Raw genomic sequence first — 18,355 nt, 5'->3', positions numbered from 1 at the left:
GCTGATCGTTCTCAATCGGGCCTGACTATGGCATAAACATGGCATATGGCCAACCGCCACGCTCCATCCGACCGGTCCAGAAGGTCACTCGACGCAGCGCGGCTCGATGAACTGGCGCTCGCCTATGTCGCGCGATTCGCGACGTCAAAGGCAAAATTGGCGCGCTATCTGACCCGCAAGATCCGCGAATCGGAATGGGTCGGCGAAACGGACCCCTTCGCGGCGGCCGAGGCGGTAACGCTGCGGATGGAAGGTCTGGGCTTTCTGGATGACCGCCAATATGCCGCGATGCGCGGTGCTGCGATGACCCGGCGGGGGCTGGGGCTGCGCCGGGTAAAGGCACAGCTGTGGATCGACGGGATCGCGCCCGAGGATTCGGGCGAGGCGGTCGAGACCGCCGAAGGGGCAGCCACGGGCGCCGCGATCGGTTTTGCGCGGCGACGGCGATTCGGACCTTTTGCAACGCGGACGATCGACGATCCGGCGCAGCGCGAGCGGCAGGTCGCAGCTTTTGCCCGCGCCGGCCATTCGCTGGGCCTTGCGCGGCGCATCCTCGCGATCGCGCCGGGGGATGAGGAGGCGCTGGCGGCGCTGGACGACGGCGGAGCGCTCGATTAGGCGATGACGCCCCGACCCGGGCGAAAGGATGTTCCGATGCGTACGATGATGGTGGCGCTGGCCGTGGCGGCGGTCTTGCCGATGGCTGCGTGCAGCCGGGATGCCGAAAGCCCGGCGACGGTGCCGCTGACGATCCGCGACGGCGATATGACCCATAAATTCAACGTCGAGGTCGCGCGCACCGCCGAAGAGCAACAGCAGGGCCTGATGTTCCGTACCAGCCTGCCCGCCGACGGCGGCATGATCTTTCCTTTCGAGAAGCCGCGATTTGCGAGTTTCTGGATGAAGAACACGCTGATTCCGCTCGATATGATCTTCGTCCGCGCCGACGGAAGCATCGATCGGATCGCCGAAAATACCATCCCCGAATCGCTTGAGCCCGTCGCGAGCGGCGGCGAAGTGAGCGCGGTGCTGGAGCTCGCCGGCGGCACCGCCGCGCGGCTGGGCATCGACGAGGATGCGGTCGTGACGTGGAAAGCGCGTTGAAGCGCGTGTGAAACACTGCGCACGCGCGGTTTGGCGCTTGCGAAGCGTGGTGGCTTGCCTGTAAACGCCACGACCATGAGCATTTTGGGCAAGATTTTCACCTGGTGGGACGGCGCGACCGTCGGCACATTGTTGAACAGCTGGCGCACCGGCGAAAAAGTGGGCGAGGACAGCCTCGGCAACCGCTATTTTCGCGCGCGCAAGGGCGACCGCCGCTGGGTGATCTATAATGGCGCGAACGATGCGAGCCGGGTTCCTCCCGAATGGCATGGCTGGCTGCACCGCACCTTCGACGAACTTCCGTCCGATGTCCTGCCCGCGCCGCGCGCATGGGAGCAGGCAGCGACGCCGAACCTGACCGGCAGCGCGGGCGCCTATCGCCCTGCGGGCGCGCTCGAACGCGGCGGCCGCCGTGCGGCGGCGACCGGCGACTATGAGGCCTGGCGGCCCGGCGCCGAGTGAGCGCCGTGTCGAGGCTGACCACGACTGTCGGACTGGCCGTTCTGGCGGCCGCGACGCTGGCAGCCTGCGACCGTTCGCCCGCGACCAAAGCGGGTAGCAGCGACAAGACGCCGCAAATCGCGAAATCGGCCAATGTCCCGCAGGAAGTCGGCGGGATCGAGGGCGCGACCCCGATGGCCGAGCGCGTCGCGGTGCTGGGCCTGCTCAACAAGCGCAACGGGCTGGTCCGCGACCTCGAGATGAAGCCCGGCGAATCGGCGCGCGTCGACCGCGTGATCGTCCGCCTGCGCGCGTGCGAGCAGACCGCGCCGTGGGAAGATCCGCCCGAAACCGGCGCCTTTGTCCAGTTGACCGTTCAGGATCAGCGCGACGACAAATGGTATCGCGTCTTTTCGGGCTGGCTGTTCAAGGAACGGCCCGAACGCAATGTGATCGAGCATCCGATCTATGACGTGTTCGTCAAAAGCTGTGCGATGACATATCCGGGCGGCGAGCCGCTCGCGCGGTCCGTGCCCAAGGCGGCGTCTTCCGCGGCACCCAAGGCGTCGAGCGCGCCCCAGTCGCCGGCGGCGAACGGCGGCGAAGGTACGCCGGCGGTTGTCCCGCCCCCCGCGCCCGCGCCCAAGGCGGCGCCGTCGGCACCCGATAACACCGAATAAAGCCGCTTCAGATAGTCCCGCTGGGGGATTTCGATCGCCCCCAGGCTGGCGAGGTGCGGCGTGATGAACTGACAATCGAGCAATTGCCATCCGCCGGCGCGCAGGCGCGCGACGAGATGCGCAAGTGCGACCTTCGATGCATCGCGCGCGCGGCTGACCATCGATTCGCCGAAAAAAGCGCGGCCGAGCGATACGCCGTAAAGCCCCCCGACCAGATCCCCCTCGTGCCAGCATTCGATGCTGTGCGCGTGGCCAAGGCGGAACAGCCGGTCATAACTCGCCTTGATCACCGGGTTGATCCACGTCGTCGGGCGGTCATCGGCGGGTTCGGCGCAGAGCGCGACCATATCGGCAAAGACGGTGTCGGTGGTGACACGAAATCGGTCGGAGACGATCACTTTTTTCAGACTGCGCGACAGGCGAAAGCCGTCGAGCGGCAGGATCGCGCGCAGCCGGGGTTCGACCCAATGGACCGACGGGTCATCCGCCCCGTCGGCCATCGGAAAAAGTCCCTGCGCATAGGCGCTGAGCAGCAGCGCAGGGTCTATGGTTTCAAAGGGCTTCAGTTTGCCGGCTTTACGAATTTCAGCGTCATGCGATCCGATTCGCCGATCGCGACATATTTGGCGCGGTCCTTGTCGCCTTCGGTCAGCGACGGCGGCAGGGTCCACACGCCCTTTTCATAATCTTTGGTGTCGCGGGGGTTGGCGTTGATCTCGCTGCGGTCAGCGAGCTTGAAGCCTGCGGCCTCGGCAAAAGCGATGATCGAGCTTTCCTTCAGATAGCCCGACTTTTCTTCCTTGGCGGCATCGTCGCCTTCATTCAGCCGATGCTCGACGACGCCAAGCGTCCCGCCGGGCTTCAGCATCGCAAAAATCTGTTTGAAGGCGTTGGCGGTGTTGTCGCTGCCGCCGAAGCGCCAGTTGTGGACGTTGCGGAACGTCAGCACGACATCGGCGCTGCCGTCGGGGACCTTGGGGTTGGTCCCGGCGTTCGGAAATTCGGCGAGCTTGATCGCGCCATAGACGTCGGGTTTTGCGCCCTGCCATTCCTTGAGGCGATTGAGGCCGCGTTCCCACGGCGCCGCTGCATAGAGGGTGCCGCCGCCGGCCTTGGCGAGCGGGGCGAGGATTTCGGTGTACCAGCCGCCGCCGGGCCAGAGTTCGACGACGGTATCGCCGGGCTTCACGCCGAAAAAGCCAAGGGTTTCGGCGGGGTGGCGATAGGTGTCGCGCGCCAGATTGGCGGGGGTGCGAGTCGGTGCGGCGACCGCAGTAGCGATGACGTCATGACCCTTGTGGGCGGCGTGCGCGTCATGGCCGGCATGCTGCATCGCGGTTGCGGGAACGGCGATCAGGGCGGCGGCACTTGCAAGCAACAATAGGGAACGCATATGGGCACCTCTCTGCGCAGGGATTTGTCTCCTTGCGGAGACCGGGGGAAAGCCCTGTTTGCGAAGGGATGCGCGGCAATGCAAGTGTCGATGCTGTCAGTGGGGATCGGCGCCGCGATCCTGTTCTGTGTGGCCGAGGTCGCAAGCTGGCGTCGGAACAACCGGCGCGACGTCGAACAGGTCGGTTTCATGCCCTGGCGGGGCATCGCGCTCGCGTCGGCCGCGATCGCGTTGTTCGCTACGGCATTTTGGCTGAGCGGGCGCTAAGGTCTAGAGGCACGCCTCGAGATAGGGCTGGTCGAAGCCGTACTGGCGCGCCTTTTCGAGCGTGTAGGGGCGCAGACCCATCGCGCGATATTCGCCGACGATCTTGCCGTCCTTGTCCTCGTCCAGATATTCGAATTTGAACAGTTCCTGGGTGACGATGACGTCGCCTTCCATGCCGATCACCTCGGTGACGTTGGTCACGCGGCGTGAGCCGTCGCGCAGACGCTTGATCTGGACGATCATGTCGACCGAATCGGCGATCTGTTTCGAAATCGCTTCCTTCGGAATCTTGATGTCGCCCATCAAAACCATGTTTTCCATACGGCCGAGGCATTCGCGGGGCGAGTTGCTGTGGAGCGTACACATCGACCCGTCGTGACCGGTGTTCATTGCGGCGAGGAGGTCGAAACATTCGGCGCCGCGAACTTCGCCCATGATGATGCGGTCGGGACGCATACGCAGCGCGTTCTTCACAAGGTCCCCCATGTGGATTGCGCCATTACCCTCGAGGTTCGCGGGGCGCGTTTCGAGCGGCAGCCAGTGCGGCTGCTGCAGGCGAAGTTCGGCGGCATCCTCGATCGTCAGCACGCGTTCGCCGGGGTCGATCATCTTCGACAGGGCGTTGAGCATCGTCGTCTTACCCGAGCCCGTGCCGCCCGAGATGACGATGTTGAACCGGCTGGCGCCTGCGATTTTCAGCGCGGTGCACATCTTCTGGCTCATCGCGCCCCACTGGCACAGCATGTCGAGCGTGATCGGCTTGGCCGAGAATTTACGAATCGAGATCGCGGTACCGCGCAGGCTCAGCGGCGGGACGATGACGTTGACGCGGCTGCCGTCCTTGAGACGGGCGTCGGCGAGCGGGGTGGTCTGGTCGACGCGGCGGCCGACCATGTTGCAGATGCGCTGGGCGATCTGGAACAGATGCTGTTCGTCGCGGAACTGGATGGGCGCGATGATCAGCTGGCCCTTTTTTTCGACATAGGTCTGGTACGGGCCATTGACCATGATGTCGGTGATGTCGGGGTCCGACAGCAATTCTTCGAGCGGACCGAAGCCAAGCAGTTCGTCGACGAGCACTTTTTCGAGGGCGAACTGTTCCCGGCGGTTGAGCGTGATGCGCAGTTCCGCGAGCACTTCGAGGATGATCGGGCGGAATTCCTCTGTCAGCTCGTCCTTGCTCAGCGTCGCCGCGGCCTCGGGGTCGACGCGTTCGAGCAGGCGCGGCAGCACCTGTTCCTTGATCTTGTGGACGCTCGCTTCGAACCCTTGCGCCTTTTCGGGTTCCACCGCCTCGGCGGTCGAGCGCTGGTTGAGCCGCTCCATCGCCTCCATTTCGGGGGTCATGGGTCCCGAATAGGCTTCGGGGGCGGGGGCCGGGGTGTCGATCGCGGGAAACTGGGTTCCGCCGGGCACGCCCGATCCGCCTTGCATCGGCTTCGCGACGCCAAAGGCGGGGCGGCCAGCGGTGCCGGGGCGACGTCCGAATGCGCTCATTATCTCATCCTGCTTTCGACTCAATCCTGCGGGATGCGCTGCAGCCGAAGCCTTGCACACCGCCATCGGACAGGGTGAATAAACCGGAAACTTTGATATTGTCCTAATGGCCGGCGACGATTGCAGCGGACACAGAAAAGCCCGCATCCGGGTGGATGCGGGCTTTCTGATCCAACCTGTGGACGGTGGGAAGCTTATCCGGCGATATGCTCGGCGAGGACGGTCAGGCCGCCCTCATTAACCTCGGCAAAGCCGCCTTCGACTTCGATCACCTCGGGCGCGGCGCCCGCGGTGGCATAGATCGTCAGCGGGCCGTTGCGCAGCGTCGCCATGAAGGGCGCATGGCCTTCGAGCACCGAGAAATCACCTTCGGAGCCGGGCACGGTGACCATATGGACTTCGGCGGTCCGCTCGAGGCGGGCGGGGGTGACGAGTTCGAACTTCAGGGCCATTTTCTTGTCCTCAACCCCCTCCCCCGAAAGGGAGGGGTTCGGTAGGTTTATGCGTCTTCGGCGAGCTTCGCAGCCTTGGCGATCGCTTCGTCGATGCCGCCGACCATGTAGAAGGCCGCTTCGGGAAGATGGTCATATTCGCCATCGACCACCGCCTTGAACGACTTCACCGTGTCTTCGACCGCGACGAACTTGCCGGGGATGTTGGTGAAGACTTCGGCGACGTGGAACGGCTGCGACAGGAAACGCTGGATCTTGCGCGCGCGGGCGACGACCAGCTTATCTTCTTCCGACAGTTCGTCCATGCCGAGAATGGCGATGATGTCCTGAAGCGACTTGTACTTCTGCAGCGTTTCCTGAACGCGGCGAGCGGTCTCATAATGCTCCTGGCCGACGATCGCGGCGGTCAGAACGCGGCTGGTCGAATCGAGCGGATCGACCGCCGGATAGATGCCGAGTTCCGAAATCGCGCGGTTCAGCGTCGTGGTCGCGTCCAAGTGAGCGAACGACGTAGCAGGCGCCGGGTCGGTAAGGTCATCTGCGGGAACGTAGATGGCCTGCACCGAGGTGATCGAACCCTTGTTGGTCGAGGTGATGCGTTCCTGCAGCGCACCCATGTCGGTCGACAGGGTCGGCTGGTAACCCACGGCCGAAGGAATACGGCCGAGCAGTGCCGACACTTCCGAACCTGCCTGCGTGAAGCGGAAGATGTTGTCGACGAAGAAGAGCACGTCCTGGCCTTCCTGATCGCGGAAATATTCGGCGATCGTCAGACCCGAGAGTGCAACGCGAGCGCGAGCGCCCGGGGGTTCGTTCATCTGGCCGAAAACCAGCGCAACCTTCGATCCTTCGGGCGTCGGATTGCCGTCGGCGTCCTTGGCGATAACGCCGGCGTCGAGGAATTCGTGATAGAGATCGTTGCCTTCGCGGGTGCGTTCACCGACGCCCGCGAACACCGACGTACCACCATGGCCCTTGGCGATGTTGTTGATCAGTTCCTGAATGAGAACGGTCTTGCCGACGCCTGCGCCGCCGAACAGGCCGATCTTGCCGCCCTTTGCGTAAGGCGCGATCAGATCGATGACCTTGATGCCGGTGACGAGGATGCTGCTTTCGGTCGACTGGTCGACGAATTCAGGAGCCTTGGCGTGGATCGGTGCGCGCGTGGCGGCGTTGACCGGGCCGCGTTCGTCGATGGGCTCGCCGATGACGTTGAGAATGCGGCCGAGCGTCTGCGGGCCGACGGGAACCGAAATCTGCGCGCCGGTGTCGGTGACGGGCTGGCCGCGCGTCAGGCCGTCGGTCGCGTCCATCGCGATCGTGCGGACGGTGTTTTCGCCGAGGTGCTGCGCAACTTCGAGAACGAGGCGGTTGCCGTTATTCTCGGTTTCGAGCGCGTTCAGAATCGCGGGCAGGGGGCCGGTGAACTGGACGTCGACGACGGCGCCGATGACCTGGGCGATGCGGCCCGTCGCGGTGCCGGTGCTTGCAGCCTTGGGAGCGGCGGCCTTCTTGGGCGCTGCAGCTTTCTTGGCGGGTGCCTTCTTTTCAGGGGCGGGTGCGGTTGCCATTGTCTTCTTCCTTGCTTGGATAGCTTACAGCGCTTCGGCGCCAGCGATGATTTCGATGAGTTCGGTCGTGATCGCCGCCTGACGGGTGCGGTTGTAGATGATCGTCAGCTTGTTGATCAGGTCGCCCGCGTTGCGCGTCGCATTGTCCATCGCGGTCATCGACGCACCCTGTTCGGACGCGGCGTTTTCAAGGAGGCCCTTGAAAATCTGGATGGTGATGTTGCGCGGGAGCAGATCGGCAAGGATCGCTTCCTCGTCGGGTTCATATTCGACCGCCGCGCCGCTCGATGCCGGAACATCGACGGGTGCGGGAACGGGGATCAACTGCTGGCCGGTCGCTTCCTGAAGCAGCGCCGAGCGGAACTTCGAATAGAAGAGATGCGCGACGTCGAACGCACCGGCTTCGTAAAGCTCCATGACCTTGGCCGAGACCTCATGCGCCTGTTCGAAGCCGATGTCGCGGATGCCGGTCGTTTCATACTGCTCGACGATCTGGCCTTGGAACAGGCGCGCGATGACCGGACGACCCTTGCGGCCGATGAGGTAGAAAATGACCTTCTTGCCCTGCGCCTGCAGTTCGAGCGCCTTGTCGCGTGCCGCCTTGACGATGTTCGAGTTGAACGCGCCGGCAAGGCCGCGGTCGCTGTTGAGCACGACGAGCAGATGGGTGTCGCTCTTGCCGGTGCCCGACAAAAGCTTGGGCGCGCTGTCCGACCCGCCGACCTTCGACGCCAGGCTGGCGACGACGCCTTCGAGGCGTTCGGCATAGGGGCGCGCGGCTTCGGCCGCAGCCTGCGCCTTGCGCAGCTTTGCCGCCGCGACCATTTTCTTGGCCTTGGTGATCTTCTGGGTCGATTTGACCGAGCCGATCCGGCCTTTGAGTTCCTTCAGATTGGCCATGAAGCCCTATCCTTGTATCCCGGCGCAAGGCCGGGATCGCTGTGGGCCCCGGCTTGCGCCGGGGAACAGATTTACGCGAAAATCTTGGCGAATGCGTCGAGCGCGGCAACAAGGCCCTTCTTGGCGTCGTCGCCAAGATCCTTGGTGTCGCGGATCGTCTTCAACACATCGGCATGGTCGCTCCGCAGATAGGCGAGCATCGCCTGTTCGTAGCGGTTCACATCGGTCGTCGCGACATTGTCGAGATAGCCGTTGGTGCCGGCGAAGATCGAGGCGGTCTGCTCTTCGAACGCCATCGGCTGGAACTGCGCCTGCTTCAGAAGCTGGGTCAGGCGCGCACCGCGGTTGAGCAGCTTCTGCGTCGACGCGTCGAGGTCCGAACCGAACTGAGCGAAGGCTTCCATTTCGCGATATTGCGCGAGTTCGAGCTTGATCGAGCCCGACACCTTTTTCATCGCCTTGGTCTGCGCGGCCGAGCCGACGCGCGACACCGACAGACCCACGTTAATGGCGGGACGGATACCGGCGTTGAACAGGTTGGTTTCGAGGAAGATCTGGCCGTCGGTGATCGAAATCACGTTGGTCGGAATATACGCCGAAACGTCGCCGGCCTGCGTTTCGATGATCGGCAGCGCGGTGAGCGAACCCGAACCATTGTCGGCATTCATCTTTGCCGAACGCTCGAGCAGGCGGCTGTGGAGATAGAAAACGTCGCCCGGATAGGCTTCGCGGCCCGGCGGGCGGCGCAGCAGCAGCGACATCTGACGGTAAGCGACGGCCTGCTTCGAAAGATCGTCATAGACGATCACGGCGTGCATGCCGTTGTCGCGGAAGAACTCGCCCATCGTGCAGCCGGTATAGGGTGCGAGGAACTGCAGCGGAGCGGGCTCCGACGCGGTCGCGGCGACGACGATCGAATATTCCATCGCGCCATTTTCTTCGAGCTGGCGGACGATCTGTGCAACGGTCGAGCGCTTCTGGCCGACGGCGACGTAGATGCAGTACAGCTTCTTCGATTCATCGTCGCCTGCGTTGGCGGCCTTCTGGTTGATGAAGGTGTCGATCGCGACGGCGGTCTTGCCGGTCTGGCGATCGCCGATGATCAGTTCGCGCTGGCCGCGGCCGACGGGGACGAGGGCGTCGAGCGCCTTCAGGCCGGTCTGGACGGGTTCGTGAACCGAGGTGCGCGGGATGATGCCCGGCGCCTTGACTTCGACGCGCATGCGCTTGTCGGCCTTGATCGGGCCCTTGCCGTCGATCGGATTGCCGAGGCCATCGACGACGCGGCCGAGCAGGCCCTTGCCGACGGGGACGTCAACGATCGTACCGGTGCGCTTGACGGTGTCGCCTTCCTTGATCTCGGCGTCCGAGCCGAAGATCACGACGCCGACGTTGTCGGCTTCGAGGTTGAGCGCCATGCCCTGTACGCCATTGGCGAATTCGACCATTTCACCGGCCTGAACGTTGTCGAGGCCGTGGACGCGGGCGATGCCGTCGCCGACCGACAGAACCTGGCCGATTTCGCTGACCGTTGCATCGGTCCCGAAATTGGCGATCTGGTCCTTAATGACCTTGCTGATTTCAGCGGCGCGGATTTCCATGGTTTAGCCTTTCATCGCCTGTGCGAAGCTATTGAGACGGGTACGGATGCTGCCGTCGATCAGCTGGCTGCCCAGCTGGACGACGAGGCCGCCGAGGATGGCGGGGTCGACGGTCGTGGCGATGCTGACATCGCGGCCGACACGGGTCTTGAGGTTGGCCGTCAGCTCCTTGAGCTGGGCGGCCGAAAGCGGGTGCGCGCTGGTGACCCTGGCGGTCACTTCGCCGCGATGACCGGCAACGATCGCATCGAATGCGTCGATCATTTTGGGCAGATCGGCAAGACGGCGATTCTCGGCGAGGACGCCAAGGAACTTCGCGGTCAGCGAATCGAGCTTCATCGCCTTGGCGACCGCACCGACCGCGTTTGCGGCATCGCTGCGGCTGACGACGGGGCTCGCAACGAGAGCCGAAAGATCGGCCGATTCGGCGAGACCGGCGCGGAGGGTGCCAAGGCTTTTGGCCACCGCGTCGATCGCGTTCGATTCGCGAGCCAGATCGAACAAAGCGACCGCATAACGGCCCGCGAGGCCCGCCGTGATGTTGCCCTGAATGCCGCCGGAATTCTCCACGCGTGAAAGTCCTTTACTACGATCCCGAGGGGGATGGGCCGCGCGGGTTTTGGCGGAAATTCGAAGAACCTCCCCCGCAGCGAAGTCGCGGCGCGCCTAGCAACGATTTTGCTGCAATGCAAGGCGGGGCCGCGATTGCTTTTGGGTCTTCGTGCGATAGGGACGGTCCGGGCAAAAAATGTGAACGCAAACGGAGAGGGTGAGCGATGGGCGAGATGATCCGGATGACAATGGACGACGGCGCCGAGGTTGCGGTCTATCACGCGCAGCCGACGGGCGAGCGCCGTGGTGGACTGGTGCTCGTGCAGGAAATTTTCGGGGTCACCGATCATATCCGCGAGCTCAGCGACGAATATGCCGCCGATGGCTATGAAGTGCTTTCCCCTGCGCTGTTCGACCGCGAGCATCCCGGATTCGAAAGCGATTATTCGGGCCCGCAGTTCGAGCGCGCAGTGCAGCTGGCGCGCGAGCTGCATCCGTTCGAGCAGAGTTTGAAGGATGCGCAGACGTGCATCGACGCGCTGAAGGGGAAAGGCCCCGTTTTCATCACCGGCTATTGCTATGGCGGCTCGGTCGCGTGGCGGATGGCGCAGATCAGCCCCGATCTGGCGGCGGCGTCATCCTATTACGGCAGTCTGGTGCCGACGCAGTTCGCCGATCAGGCGCCCGCCTGCGCGACGATCGCTCATTTCGGGCGATTCGATGACGGTATCCCGATGGAGGGCGTCGAGGCACTGATCGCGCGCGACCATCCGACTGCGCAGATTTTCGTCTATGAGGCGGGGCATGGTTTCAACAGCGACCGGCGCAAGGATTATCACGAACCGAGCGAGAGCCTTGCGCGCGAGCGCACGCTGATGCTGTTCAAGGCGTGCGGGGGATGAGGCTGGTCTTCATCCATGGCCCGGCGGCGAGCGGCAAGCTGACCGTCGCGCGCGAACTGGCGGGGCTGACCGGCCTGCCGCTGTTCCACAATCATCTGGTCGTCGATGCGCTGCTCGCAGTGTTTCCGTTCGGCAGCCCGGGATTTGTCGCACTGCGCGAGGCGATGTGGCTCGATGTGTTTCGCGCGGCTGCGGCCGAAGATCGCTCGCTGATCTTCACCTTTCATCCCGAGGCGAGCGTCGCGCCTGATTTCCCCGATCGCGTGGCCGCAGTTGTCGAGGAAGCGGGCGGGCGGGTCGATTTCGTCGCGCTGACCTGCGCGCCCGAACTGGTCGAGGCACGAATCGAGGCCGCATCGCGGCAGGCGACCGGAAAACTGTCCTCGGTCGCGCTTTTTCGCGAGCTCGAAGCGCAGGGCGCCTTTGCCTATCCGCCGCTGCCCGCCGCAGTCACGATCGATACCGGGGCGATGGACCCGGGCGAAGCAGCTGTGCGTATCAGCGAGTCGCTGGGCCTGCGTTAGCCGCGCCCTTCGCCATCGGCTGGCAGCGATAGACCAGCCGTTCGTTCGGAGCCGCGGGAAGCGCGCTGCGAATCGCGTCCTGCTGGGTCGCGAGTCCGGCGAGTTCGTTCGCATCGACGGTGCAGCTTTTGAGCGTCACGCCGGCGCGAATCTCGCGCGCCTTCGTCATCGTGTCGGCGTCGAGCAGATAGCGGTCGACGCGATATTCCTCGGCGGCCTGATCGATCGAGGCGATGGTAACGGTGGCTTCGTCGTTGGGCACGAGGATGCGCTGCCAGCGGCCGTCGGACCCTTGCGCATATTGGGTGCGGTCGTTGACGCAGCCGCCGCCGCTGATCGTCACCGGGACGTCGGTGGTCGCCGACACGGTGATCCGGCTGCGATCGGGGCGGATGGTGCAGAGGAAGCGGCCCTCGGCAAGCTTTGGCGCTGCGGCGGTGCCGGGCTTGGCCGGTTCGTCGGTCGTGGCGGCGAGGACATCGGGGCGGGTGACGAACAGGATCGCCGCGGCGAGCATCAGGACCGTCCCCGCACCGCCGGCGATTTTGGCGTTTCTGACATTCCGCTGGCTGTAGAAGAGCAGGCCCGCGCCCGCGGCGAGCGCGCCGATCACGAACAGGACGCCGGCGAGAGCGATGCGATTCTCGCGCGCGGCGAGCGCCTCTTTTGCGGCGCGCGCCTGTTTGAGTTCGCGGTCGAGCTTTTCCGCTGCGGCCTTGGCGTTATTGGCCTCGGCCTCGGCGCGTGCGGCGGCGTCGAGTACGGCGCGGTCGCGCGCGTCGGCCTCCGCCAGCGACAGGCAGGGGGTGCCGATGCTGGCATATTCCTGTCCGGCGTCGGCGAGGAAGCGCGCAAGTTCGCGGGTCGAGATGGCAAAGGCGAAGGGCGAATCGCCGTCGTCGGCGCGGGTGATCGCCGAGTTGATCCCGACGATGCGGCCGCACTGGTCGACAAGCGGGCCGCCCGAATTGCCGCGCGAGATTTTCGCGGTGTGGACGAGCATTGCGACGCCGTCGACGGCCTGCGTGTTCGACAGATTGCCCTCGCTGCGCACCGGGCTGCGCGGGGTGATATAGTCGTTGGCGCTGCGCGCGGTCGCGAGATCGACATTGCCCGGATAGCCGAGCGCGACGACGTCGGTGCCCGATTCGAGCGGGCCGGTGTAGACCGTGGCGGCGGGAAGCCGGGCGGCGGTGATTTCGATCAGCGCAAGGTCGCGCGCGACGTCGATCGCGATGAGTTTCGCGGCATAGCTTTTCTGCCCCTCCGACGGGACGACGCCCAGCGCGACATTGCCGGGATATTTGACCGCCGATTCGACGACATGGGCGTTGGTGACGATGCGTGTCGGCGAAATCGCGATGCCGCTGCCATGGCCAAAGCCCACCACCTCGCCATCGACCATCGCCACGGTGACGACGCGCACGACGCTGCGCGACACCGCACTGATATCGTCGGCGGCGCGGGCGGGCAGGGTGAGGGTGAAGAGGGCGGCGAGCAAAAGCAGGATGCGGTTCATGGCGCGCAGATTAGAGGCGCGCCGCGCGAAGGCAAGCGAAGCGAGCGCAGGGGGACTAGATATAGGGGCCCCACATCACCATCCACGCTCCCGCACTGCCAGCAAGGATGACAAGGCCGCTGAGGGTGAGCAATCCCGCGACGGCCCGCCGCGCCGCCGGAGTTGCTGCGCGCAGATAGGCTTCGGCTACGGCGAGCGGGAGCAGCGAATTGGCGAAGGCGAGGAACAGGTCGAACGGGCCGTCCATCGCCTCGCCGATCCCCGCGCCGCCGGTGGCGAGGCCCCAGACCATATAGCCGACGCGCATGAACCAGACCGCGCTGGCGACGGCGAACAGCCGGATCGCCCAGCGGCGGTGTTCGGCGAAGCGGCGCGCGCGGGCGGCGCCAAACGCCATCGCGGCGAAGCCGACGATCAGCAGCGCGTCGAGCGTGATGCCGATCGCGCCGCCGAGTGCGAGCCACGTCCCGCGCCCCCATGTCAGCCACAGCCCGCCGAACGAAAGGGCCAGCGCGCAGATCAGATAGAGGCGGCCGTTCCAGCGGTGCAGCGCGGGCCAGCGATTGCGCACTGCGGGAAGCAGCTGCACCAGCCCGCCCGATGTGATGACAGCGGCCATCAGCACATGGACCGCGAAGAAGAGATTGCCCGCGGTATCGCCGGCGACGAAGCCCGTGATCAGCGGCTTGGCGTTCCACGCGGCGAAATGGCCGGTCAGCGTCGGAGGGTAATAGAAGAGCAGTATGAAAGCGATGAAGAGCAGCTGCCCGGCCGCGATGGCGAGGTAGCAGAAGGTCGCGGCGGGGCTCAGCCAATCGGTACGGCGTGTCGGTTTTGCGGGTACGATTGCTGCGTCGATGGATGCCATGCCCAACCCTCCGATATGCCGCAGAATGGCCGACAGGCGTTGGTGAGTCAATGATATAATACAGCAATACACCAAGGGCTTGCCGCTTTGAACGCAAGCATCGGGACGCGGCTGATGCCGCGACATGGCATTGCGTGGTCAACGCCAGGAGAAAGGATGCGCCGATGACCTATCTGATCCACGGGCTCAGCCCCGATCGCTTCGCCCCGCTGTTTGCGATGAACGACGCCGAACTGACGGCGTGCAACGCCCGCCGCGTCACCGCGACCGCCGACCGCGGCTTTCCGTGCCGTATCAGCCTTCAGGATGCGCGTGCGGGCGAGCAGTTGATCCTGCTCCACCATGTGAGCCACGATGTCGCGACGCCCTATCGCAGCGCCTATGCGATTTATGTGAGGCCGGGCGTGACGGCGGCGAGCTATCGCGACGAACTGCCGCCGGTGTTCGAGGGGCGTTCGCTCGCGTTGCGCGCTTTCGACAGCGGCGGCATGCTGCAGACCGCGCGGCTTATGGGGCCGGGTGAGGCCGATGGCGCGATCCGCGACCTGTTCGCGGGCGATGCCATTCACTATATCGATGCCCACAACGCCGCTTACGGCTGTTTCGCGGCGCGGATCGAAAGGGATGCAGCATGAGCGGCGACCTGATGAACGATGATGCGCGCTGGGCCGCAGTACTCCGCCGCGATCGTGCGCTCGACGGGCGCTTCGTTACCGGGGTGCTGACGACGGGCATTTATTGCCGGCCGAGCTGCGCCGCGCGGCACCCGCACCGCGACAATGTGCGTTTCTTCGCCGACGGCGGCGCTGCGCGCGCCACGGGGCTGCGGCCGTGCAAGCGGTGCCTGCCCGACGATGTCGCACGCGACGAGGGCGCGGTGCTCGCGGCGATCGCGGCGATCAAGGAAAGCGAGGAGCCGCTCGCGCTCGCCGATCTGGCGGGCCGCACCGGCTATTCGCCGACGCATTTTCAGCGCGTCTTTACCCGCCACACCGGGCTGTCGCCCGCCGCCTATGCCCGCGCGCTGCGCGAGGAGCGGGCGCGGCAGGCGCTGAGCGACGGGAGTCGGGTGACCGATGCGATCTACGACGCGGGCTTTTCGGGGCCGTCGCGTTTCTACGAGAATATGGAGGGACGTATGGGAATGACGGCTTCGGCGTGGGTCAATGGCGGCAAGGGCGCGACGATTCGCTGGGCGGTCGTGCCCACCAGCCTCGGCGAGATGCTGGTCGCCGCCACCGAAAAGGGGGTGTGCCGCCTGTCCTTTGCCGAAGGACGAGAGGCACTGGAGGAGCGCTTTCCGGCGGCCGAACTCATCGAGGGCGGCGACGCGTTCGCGGCGCTGCTGGGGCAGGTCGTGGAGGCGGTCGAGGCACCGACGCGCGGTTTCGACCATATTCCGATCGATGTGAAGGGCACCGCCTTTCAGGAGGCGGTGTGGCGCGAGTTGCGCAAGATTCCTGCGGGCGAGACGCGCAGCTATGCCGATATCGCGGCGGCGGTCGGCAAGCCCAAGGCGGTGCGCGCGGCGGGGAGTGCCAATGGCGCAAATAACGTGGCGGTGCTGATCCCGTGCCACCGCGTCGTGCGGAGCGACGGATCGCTGGGCGGCTATGCCTATGGCCTGCCGATCAAGGATGAGTTGCTGCGCCGCGAGGGTGCGCCCGGCCAGCCGCGCCTCGACGATTTCTGAGCAAGCGTCCCCCGAACCGAAATAAGATGGAGCTTTCGCATGACTGACAAAATTGCCGCCTTCCGGGCCCTGCACGTCCCCGGCGATCCGCTGATCCTCGTCAATATATGGGATGCGGGGAGCGCAAAGGCGGTCGCTGCGGCGGGCGCAAAGGCGATCGCGACCGGCAGCTATGGCGTTGCGGGCGCGCAGGGCCGCGCCGATGGCGAGGATTTCCCGCTGGAGGATGTGTTCGAAAATCTTGCGCGCATATTGTCGGTCACCGACCTGCCGGTCACGATCGACATGGAATCGGGTTATGGCGCCGATGCGGCAGCCGTCGGCGTGTCGGTTGGCCGGGCGAAAGATGCGGGCGCGGCGGGCATCAATATGGAGGACCGGATGCCCGGCGCCGATGATTTGCTGCCGATCGCCGAGGCTGGCGTGCGCTATCGCGCCGCCGCCGACACCGGCATTTTCGTCAATGCGCGCTGCGATGTGTTTCGCGGGGCCGATGCCGCGAAGGACGGCGACGCGCTGATCGCCGCGACGCTCGAACGCGCGCGCACCTATGCCGATGCGGGTGCGGGATCGCTGTTCGTGCCCTTCCTCGGCGATGCGCGCTGCATCGGGGCCATTTGCGAAGGATCGCCGTTGCCGGTGAATATCCTGCGCTCGAAAGCCGGACCGACGCACAAGGAACTCGCCGGGCTGGGCGTCGCGCGGATCAGCCACGGCCATCAGTCGTGGGCGGCGGCAATGGCGTGGCTGACGGCGCAGACGCGGCAGGTGCTGGGCGGCGCCGAACCCGATTATTGAGCGGGGTTAGTCTTCGGCCACGTCATCCGCGGCTGACGCCCGCTCGTTGCTTTGTTTGCGCATCGTTTCGAGCTGCTCGAGCAATTCTTCGCCCTGCCCGCCGTCATGCGGGTCGAAGGCGACTGCTCGCGCCAGTTTCAGCGCGTCGTCGAACTTGCCGTCATTGGCGAGCGCGAAGGCATAGCCGATGCGGGTGTTGATGTTTTCGGGGGCGAGCTGAAAGGCGCGGCCAAGGCCGTCGATCGCGATCGGGGGCGGCCGTCGTCCCTGATCGATGAAGCTCCGGAAATAGGCGTAGAGCGGCACCGGATCGTCGGGGTTGGTGCGGTTGGCGAGAATGATCGGTTTGCGCACCGCGTCCCAGTCGGCGGGCTGGGGGTCGTCCTTCGCCTCGACCTCCGCGGTCAGTATCCGGCCGAGCAGAACATTGGCGCGGACATGTTTGGGGTCGATTGCCAGTGCTTTGTCGACTGCGGCGCGGGCGGCCGCGGCATCGCGCTTGTCGTCGTCGATCGCCCATTCGGCGCTTGCCAGCTCGAACCAGACGCCCGCTTCGCCGCCATGCACGAGGCTCAGCGCCTTCAGCTCGTCGCGCACCTTCGCAATGCGGGTCTGGTCATCATGGGCGCTGATTCGTTCGAGGCGGAGCGGCAACAGGGCATCTTCTGCCGCCGACAATGGCGCTATAGCGATATTCCCGGCAACGGCGATGGGCGCCGCCGAGGTGCTGTAGACCATCGGCTTGCCCATGTAGCGGTTGAGATCCTTGTCCAGCTCGGCAAGGTCGCCGAACGCATCGGCTGCCGCTTTCCTGCTATCCTCGCCGCGATTGATCGCATCGACGTAGCGGCCGAGCTGACCCGTGCGTGCGGCATCGCTGTAAAGCATGTGCGTCAGCAGCCACGACCGCCCATAATAGACGTCGCTCTGCCCCGAATTGCGCATCTCGCCCGGTTGCTGAAACAGGAGTTTGTCGGCCGGGATTTTCGGCATCGTCAACAAACCATAGGCGCGCGCGTAAACGGGCTTTCCGGTTTCCGCCTTGCCATCCTTTGTGAAATCGACCGTTGAATAAAATTCGGCGAAACCCTCGATGAACCAGGCCGGGAAAGCCGCGGCGGCATAGCGCCGCATGAAGTGGTGGCTATATTCGTGGAAGAGCGTCTGCTGCGACTGCGGCGTGCCCTTGATCACCACATCCTCGCGGTGCGAGACGGCAAAACTTCCGTCGGGGGCGGGGCTGTACCAGCCGGCGATCGAAGATCCGCTCTTGCCGGTCATCAGGCGCCCGGCGTCGGCCGCGCGCGGCACCAGATAGACGGTCAGGCGATTGGGCTCTTCGGATTGGGTCAGCTTGAACCGGATGCGCAAGGTCGCATCGAAACGCTGAAGATTTTCGGCAAAGCTACGCAGCGATTTCTCGTTGCCTTCGCTATAGATGATGAAATTTTCGGTATCGGCACGAAGCCATTTTGCTTGCGCTGGCATGGCCAGCATCACCAGCCCTGCAACCCCTATCGCTATTCTCGTCCCCCGCATTGGCCCGCTATCCCCCCGGTTGGCGCCTTAAATCTTGCTGCCAGTGTGCCGCGA

General features: G+C 64.9%; 20 protein-coding genes and 1 pseudogene. 10 read left to right on the top strand and 11 right to left on the bottom strand.

The window, feature by feature from the left end:
* The first annotated feature begins 45 nt into the window (after positions 1-45).
* The 4 genes and pseudogenes from ACSYDV_RS04000 to ACSYDV_RS03985 form a co-directional block, all read left to right on the top strand.
* Positions 46-618 (top strand): regulatory protein RecX, encoded by a 573-nt coding sequence (locus ACSYDV_RS04000; RefSeq protein WP_438322442.1) that lies wholly within the window; start codon positions 46-48, stop codon positions 616-618.
* Between the two features lie 36 nt (positions 619-654).
* A complete protein-coding gene (locus tag ACSYDV_RS03995; RefSeq protein WP_438322441.1) occupies positions 655-1,104 on the top strand; it encodes a DUF192 domain-containing protein in 450 nt (149 codons plus the stop codon).
* 75 nt (positions 1,105-1,179) lie between these two features.
* On the top strand, positions 1,180-1,566 hold the full coding sequence (locus tag ACSYDV_RS03990; protein ID WP_438322440.1) for an NADH:ubiquinone oxidoreductase subunit NDUFA12: 387 nt from the start codon (positions 1,180-1,182) through the stop codon (positions 1,564-1,566).
* Positions 1,567-1,739: 173 nt separating this feature from the next.
* Positions 1,740-1,976 (top strand): annotated as a pseudogene (locus ACSYDV_RS03985) (DUF2155 domain-containing protein); the annotation flags it as partial.
* A gap of 35 nt (positions 1,977-2,011) precedes the next feature.
* On the opposite strand, the gene aat reads toward ACSYDV_RS03985, so the two are convergent.
* On the bottom strand, positions 2,012-2,791 hold the full coding sequence (gene aat, locus ACSYDV_RS03980) for a leucyl/phenylalanyl-tRNA--protein transferase (RefSeq protein ID WP_438322837.1): 780 nt from the start codon (positions 2,789-2,791) through the stop codon (positions 2,012-2,014).
* Complete coding sequence (locus tag ACSYDV_RS03975) at positions 2,788-3,618, bottom strand: class I SAM-dependent methyltransferase (RefSeq protein WP_438322439.1); 831 nt, start codon at positions 3,616-3,618, stop codon at positions 2,788-2,790. The genes aat and ACSYDV_RS03975 overlap by 4 nt, the downstream gene beginning before the upstream one ends.
* Positions 3,619-3,696: 78 nt before the next feature.
* Between ACSYDV_RS03975 and ACSYDV_RS03970 the strand changes: the two genes are divergently transcribed.
* Positions 3,697-3,885, top strand: a complete 189-nt coding sequence (locus ACSYDV_RS03970; RefSeq protein WP_438322438.1) for a hypothetical protein — start codon at positions 3,697-3,699, stop codon at positions 3,883-3,885.
* A 3-nt stretch (positions 3,886-3,888) separates the two neighbouring features.
* Here the strand turns inward: ACSYDV_RS03970 and ACSYDV_RS03965 are convergent, their stop codons facing one another.
* The 6 genes from ACSYDV_RS03965 to ACSYDV_RS03940 form a co-directional block, all read right to left on the bottom strand.
* Entirely contained in the window at positions 3,889-5,382 is a 1,494-nt protein-coding gene (locus tag ACSYDV_RS03965; RefSeq protein ID WP_438322437.1) for a TadA family conjugal transfer-associated ATPase, read from the bottom strand.
* 194 nt (positions 5,383-5,576) lie between these two features.
* Positions 5,577-5,834, bottom strand: coding sequence for an ATP synthase F1 subunit epsilon (locus tag ACSYDV_RS03960; RefSeq protein ID WP_438322436.1), 258 nt, complete (start codon positions 5,832-5,834; stop codon positions 5,577-5,579).
* A gap of 47 nt (positions 5,835-5,881) precedes the next feature.
* Complete coding sequence (atpD, locus tag ACSYDV_RS03955; RefSeq protein ID WP_438322435.1) at positions 5,882-7,405, bottom strand: F0F1 ATP synthase subunit beta; 1,524 nt, start codon at positions 7,403-7,405, stop codon at positions 5,882-5,884.
* A 24-nt stretch (positions 7,406-7,429) separates the two neighbouring features.
* Positions 7,430-8,305, bottom strand: a complete 876-nt coding sequence (locus ACSYDV_RS03950) for a F0F1 ATP synthase subunit gamma (RefSeq protein WP_438322434.1) — start codon at positions 8,303-8,305, stop codon at positions 7,430-7,432.
* A 71-nt stretch (positions 8,306-8,376) separates the two neighbouring features.
* Complete coding sequence (gene atpA / locus ACSYDV_RS03945; RefSeq protein WP_438322433.1) at positions 8,377-9,906, bottom strand: F0F1 ATP synthase subunit alpha; 1,530 nt, start codon at positions 9,904-9,906, stop codon at positions 8,377-8,379.
* A gap of 3 nt (positions 9,907-9,909) precedes the next feature.
* The gene (locus tag ACSYDV_RS03940) at positions 9,910-10,476 is read right to left on the bottom strand and encodes a F0F1 ATP synthase subunit delta (RefSeq protein WP_438322432.1); all 567 of its coding nucleotides are present in this window, start codon (positions 10,474-10,476) and stop codon (positions 9,910-9,912) included.
* A gap of 206 nt (positions 10,477-10,682) precedes the next feature.
* Here ACSYDV_RS03940 and ACSYDV_RS03935 point away from each other — a divergent pair, with 206 nt between their 5' ends.
* On the top strand, positions 10,683-11,360 hold the full coding sequence (locus tag ACSYDV_RS03935; protein ID WP_438322431.1) for a dienelactone hydrolase family protein: 678 nt from the start codon (positions 10,683-10,685) through the stop codon (positions 11,358-11,360).
* Positions 11,357-11,884, top strand: a complete 528-nt coding sequence (locus tag ACSYDV_RS03930; RefSeq protein ID WP_438322430.1) for a P-loop nucleotide/nucleoside kinase family protein — start codon at positions 11,357-11,359, stop codon at positions 11,882-11,884. The genes ACSYDV_RS03935 and ACSYDV_RS03930 overlap by 4 nt, the downstream gene beginning before the upstream one ends.
* Here ACSYDV_RS03930 and ACSYDV_RS03925 read toward each other — a convergent pair.
* Both ACSYDV_RS03925 and ACSYDV_RS03920 read right to left on the bottom strand, forming a co-directional pair.
* Positions 11,859-13,403 (bottom strand): S1C family serine protease, encoded by a 1,545-nt coding sequence (locus ACSYDV_RS03925; protein ID WP_438322429.1) that lies wholly within the window; start codon positions 13,401-13,403, stop codon positions 11,859-11,861. The genes ACSYDV_RS03930 and ACSYDV_RS03925 overlap by 26 nt on opposite strands.
* A gap of 55 nt (positions 13,404-13,458) precedes the next feature.
* Positions 13,459-14,271: a DUF2306 domain-containing protein gene (locus tag ACSYDV_RS03920; protein ID WP_438322428.1), complete on the bottom strand. Its 813-nt coding sequence runs from the start codon at positions 14,269-14,271 to the stop codon at positions 13,459-13,461.
* 164 nt (positions 14,272-14,435) lie between these two features.
* Here ACSYDV_RS03920 and ACSYDV_RS03915 point away from each other — a divergent pair, with 164 nt between their 5' ends.
* Genes ACSYDV_RS03915 through ACSYDV_RS03905 form a run of 3 tightly spaced genes read left to right on the top strand, consistent with a single transcriptional unit; the run spans position 14,436 to position 16,762 of the window.
* The gene (locus tag ACSYDV_RS03915) at positions 14,436-14,906 is read left to right on the top strand and encodes a DUF1203 domain-containing protein (RefSeq protein ID WP_438322427.1); all 471 of its coding nucleotides are present in this window, start codon (positions 14,436-14,438) and stop codon (positions 14,904-14,906) included.
* Positions 14,903-15,964: a bifunctional DNA-binding transcriptional regulator/O6-methylguanine-DNA methyltransferase Ada gene (ada, locus tag ACSYDV_RS03910; RefSeq protein ID WP_438322426.1), complete on the top strand. Its 1,062-nt coding sequence runs from the start codon at positions 14,903-14,905 to the stop codon at positions 15,962-15,964. Before ACSYDV_RS03915 ends, ada begins: the two co-directional genes overlap by 4 nt.
* Before the next feature lie 39 nt (positions 15,965-16,003).
* Positions 16,004-16,762: an isocitrate lyase/PEP mutase family protein gene (locus ACSYDV_RS03905; protein ID WP_438322425.1), complete on the top strand. Its 759-nt coding sequence runs from the start codon at positions 16,004-16,006 to the stop codon at positions 16,760-16,762.
* A gap of 6 nt (positions 16,763-16,768) precedes the next feature.
* Here the strand turns inward: ACSYDV_RS03905 and ACSYDV_RS03900 are convergent, their stop codons facing one another.
* Positions 16,769-18,250 (bottom strand): tetratricopeptide repeat protein, encoded by a 1,482-nt coding sequence (locus ACSYDV_RS03900; RefSeq protein ID WP_438322424.1) that lies wholly within the window; start codon positions 18,248-18,250, stop codon positions 16,769-16,771.
* Positions 18,251-18,355 lie beyond the last annotated feature (105 nt).

Source organism: Sphingopyxis selenitireducens (assembly GCF_051550705.1).
GTDB lineage: Bacteria > Pseudomonadota > Alphaproteobacteria > Sphingomonadales > Sphingomonadaceae > Sphingopyxis.
This window is presented reverse-complemented; position numbering and strand designations above follow the sequence as displayed.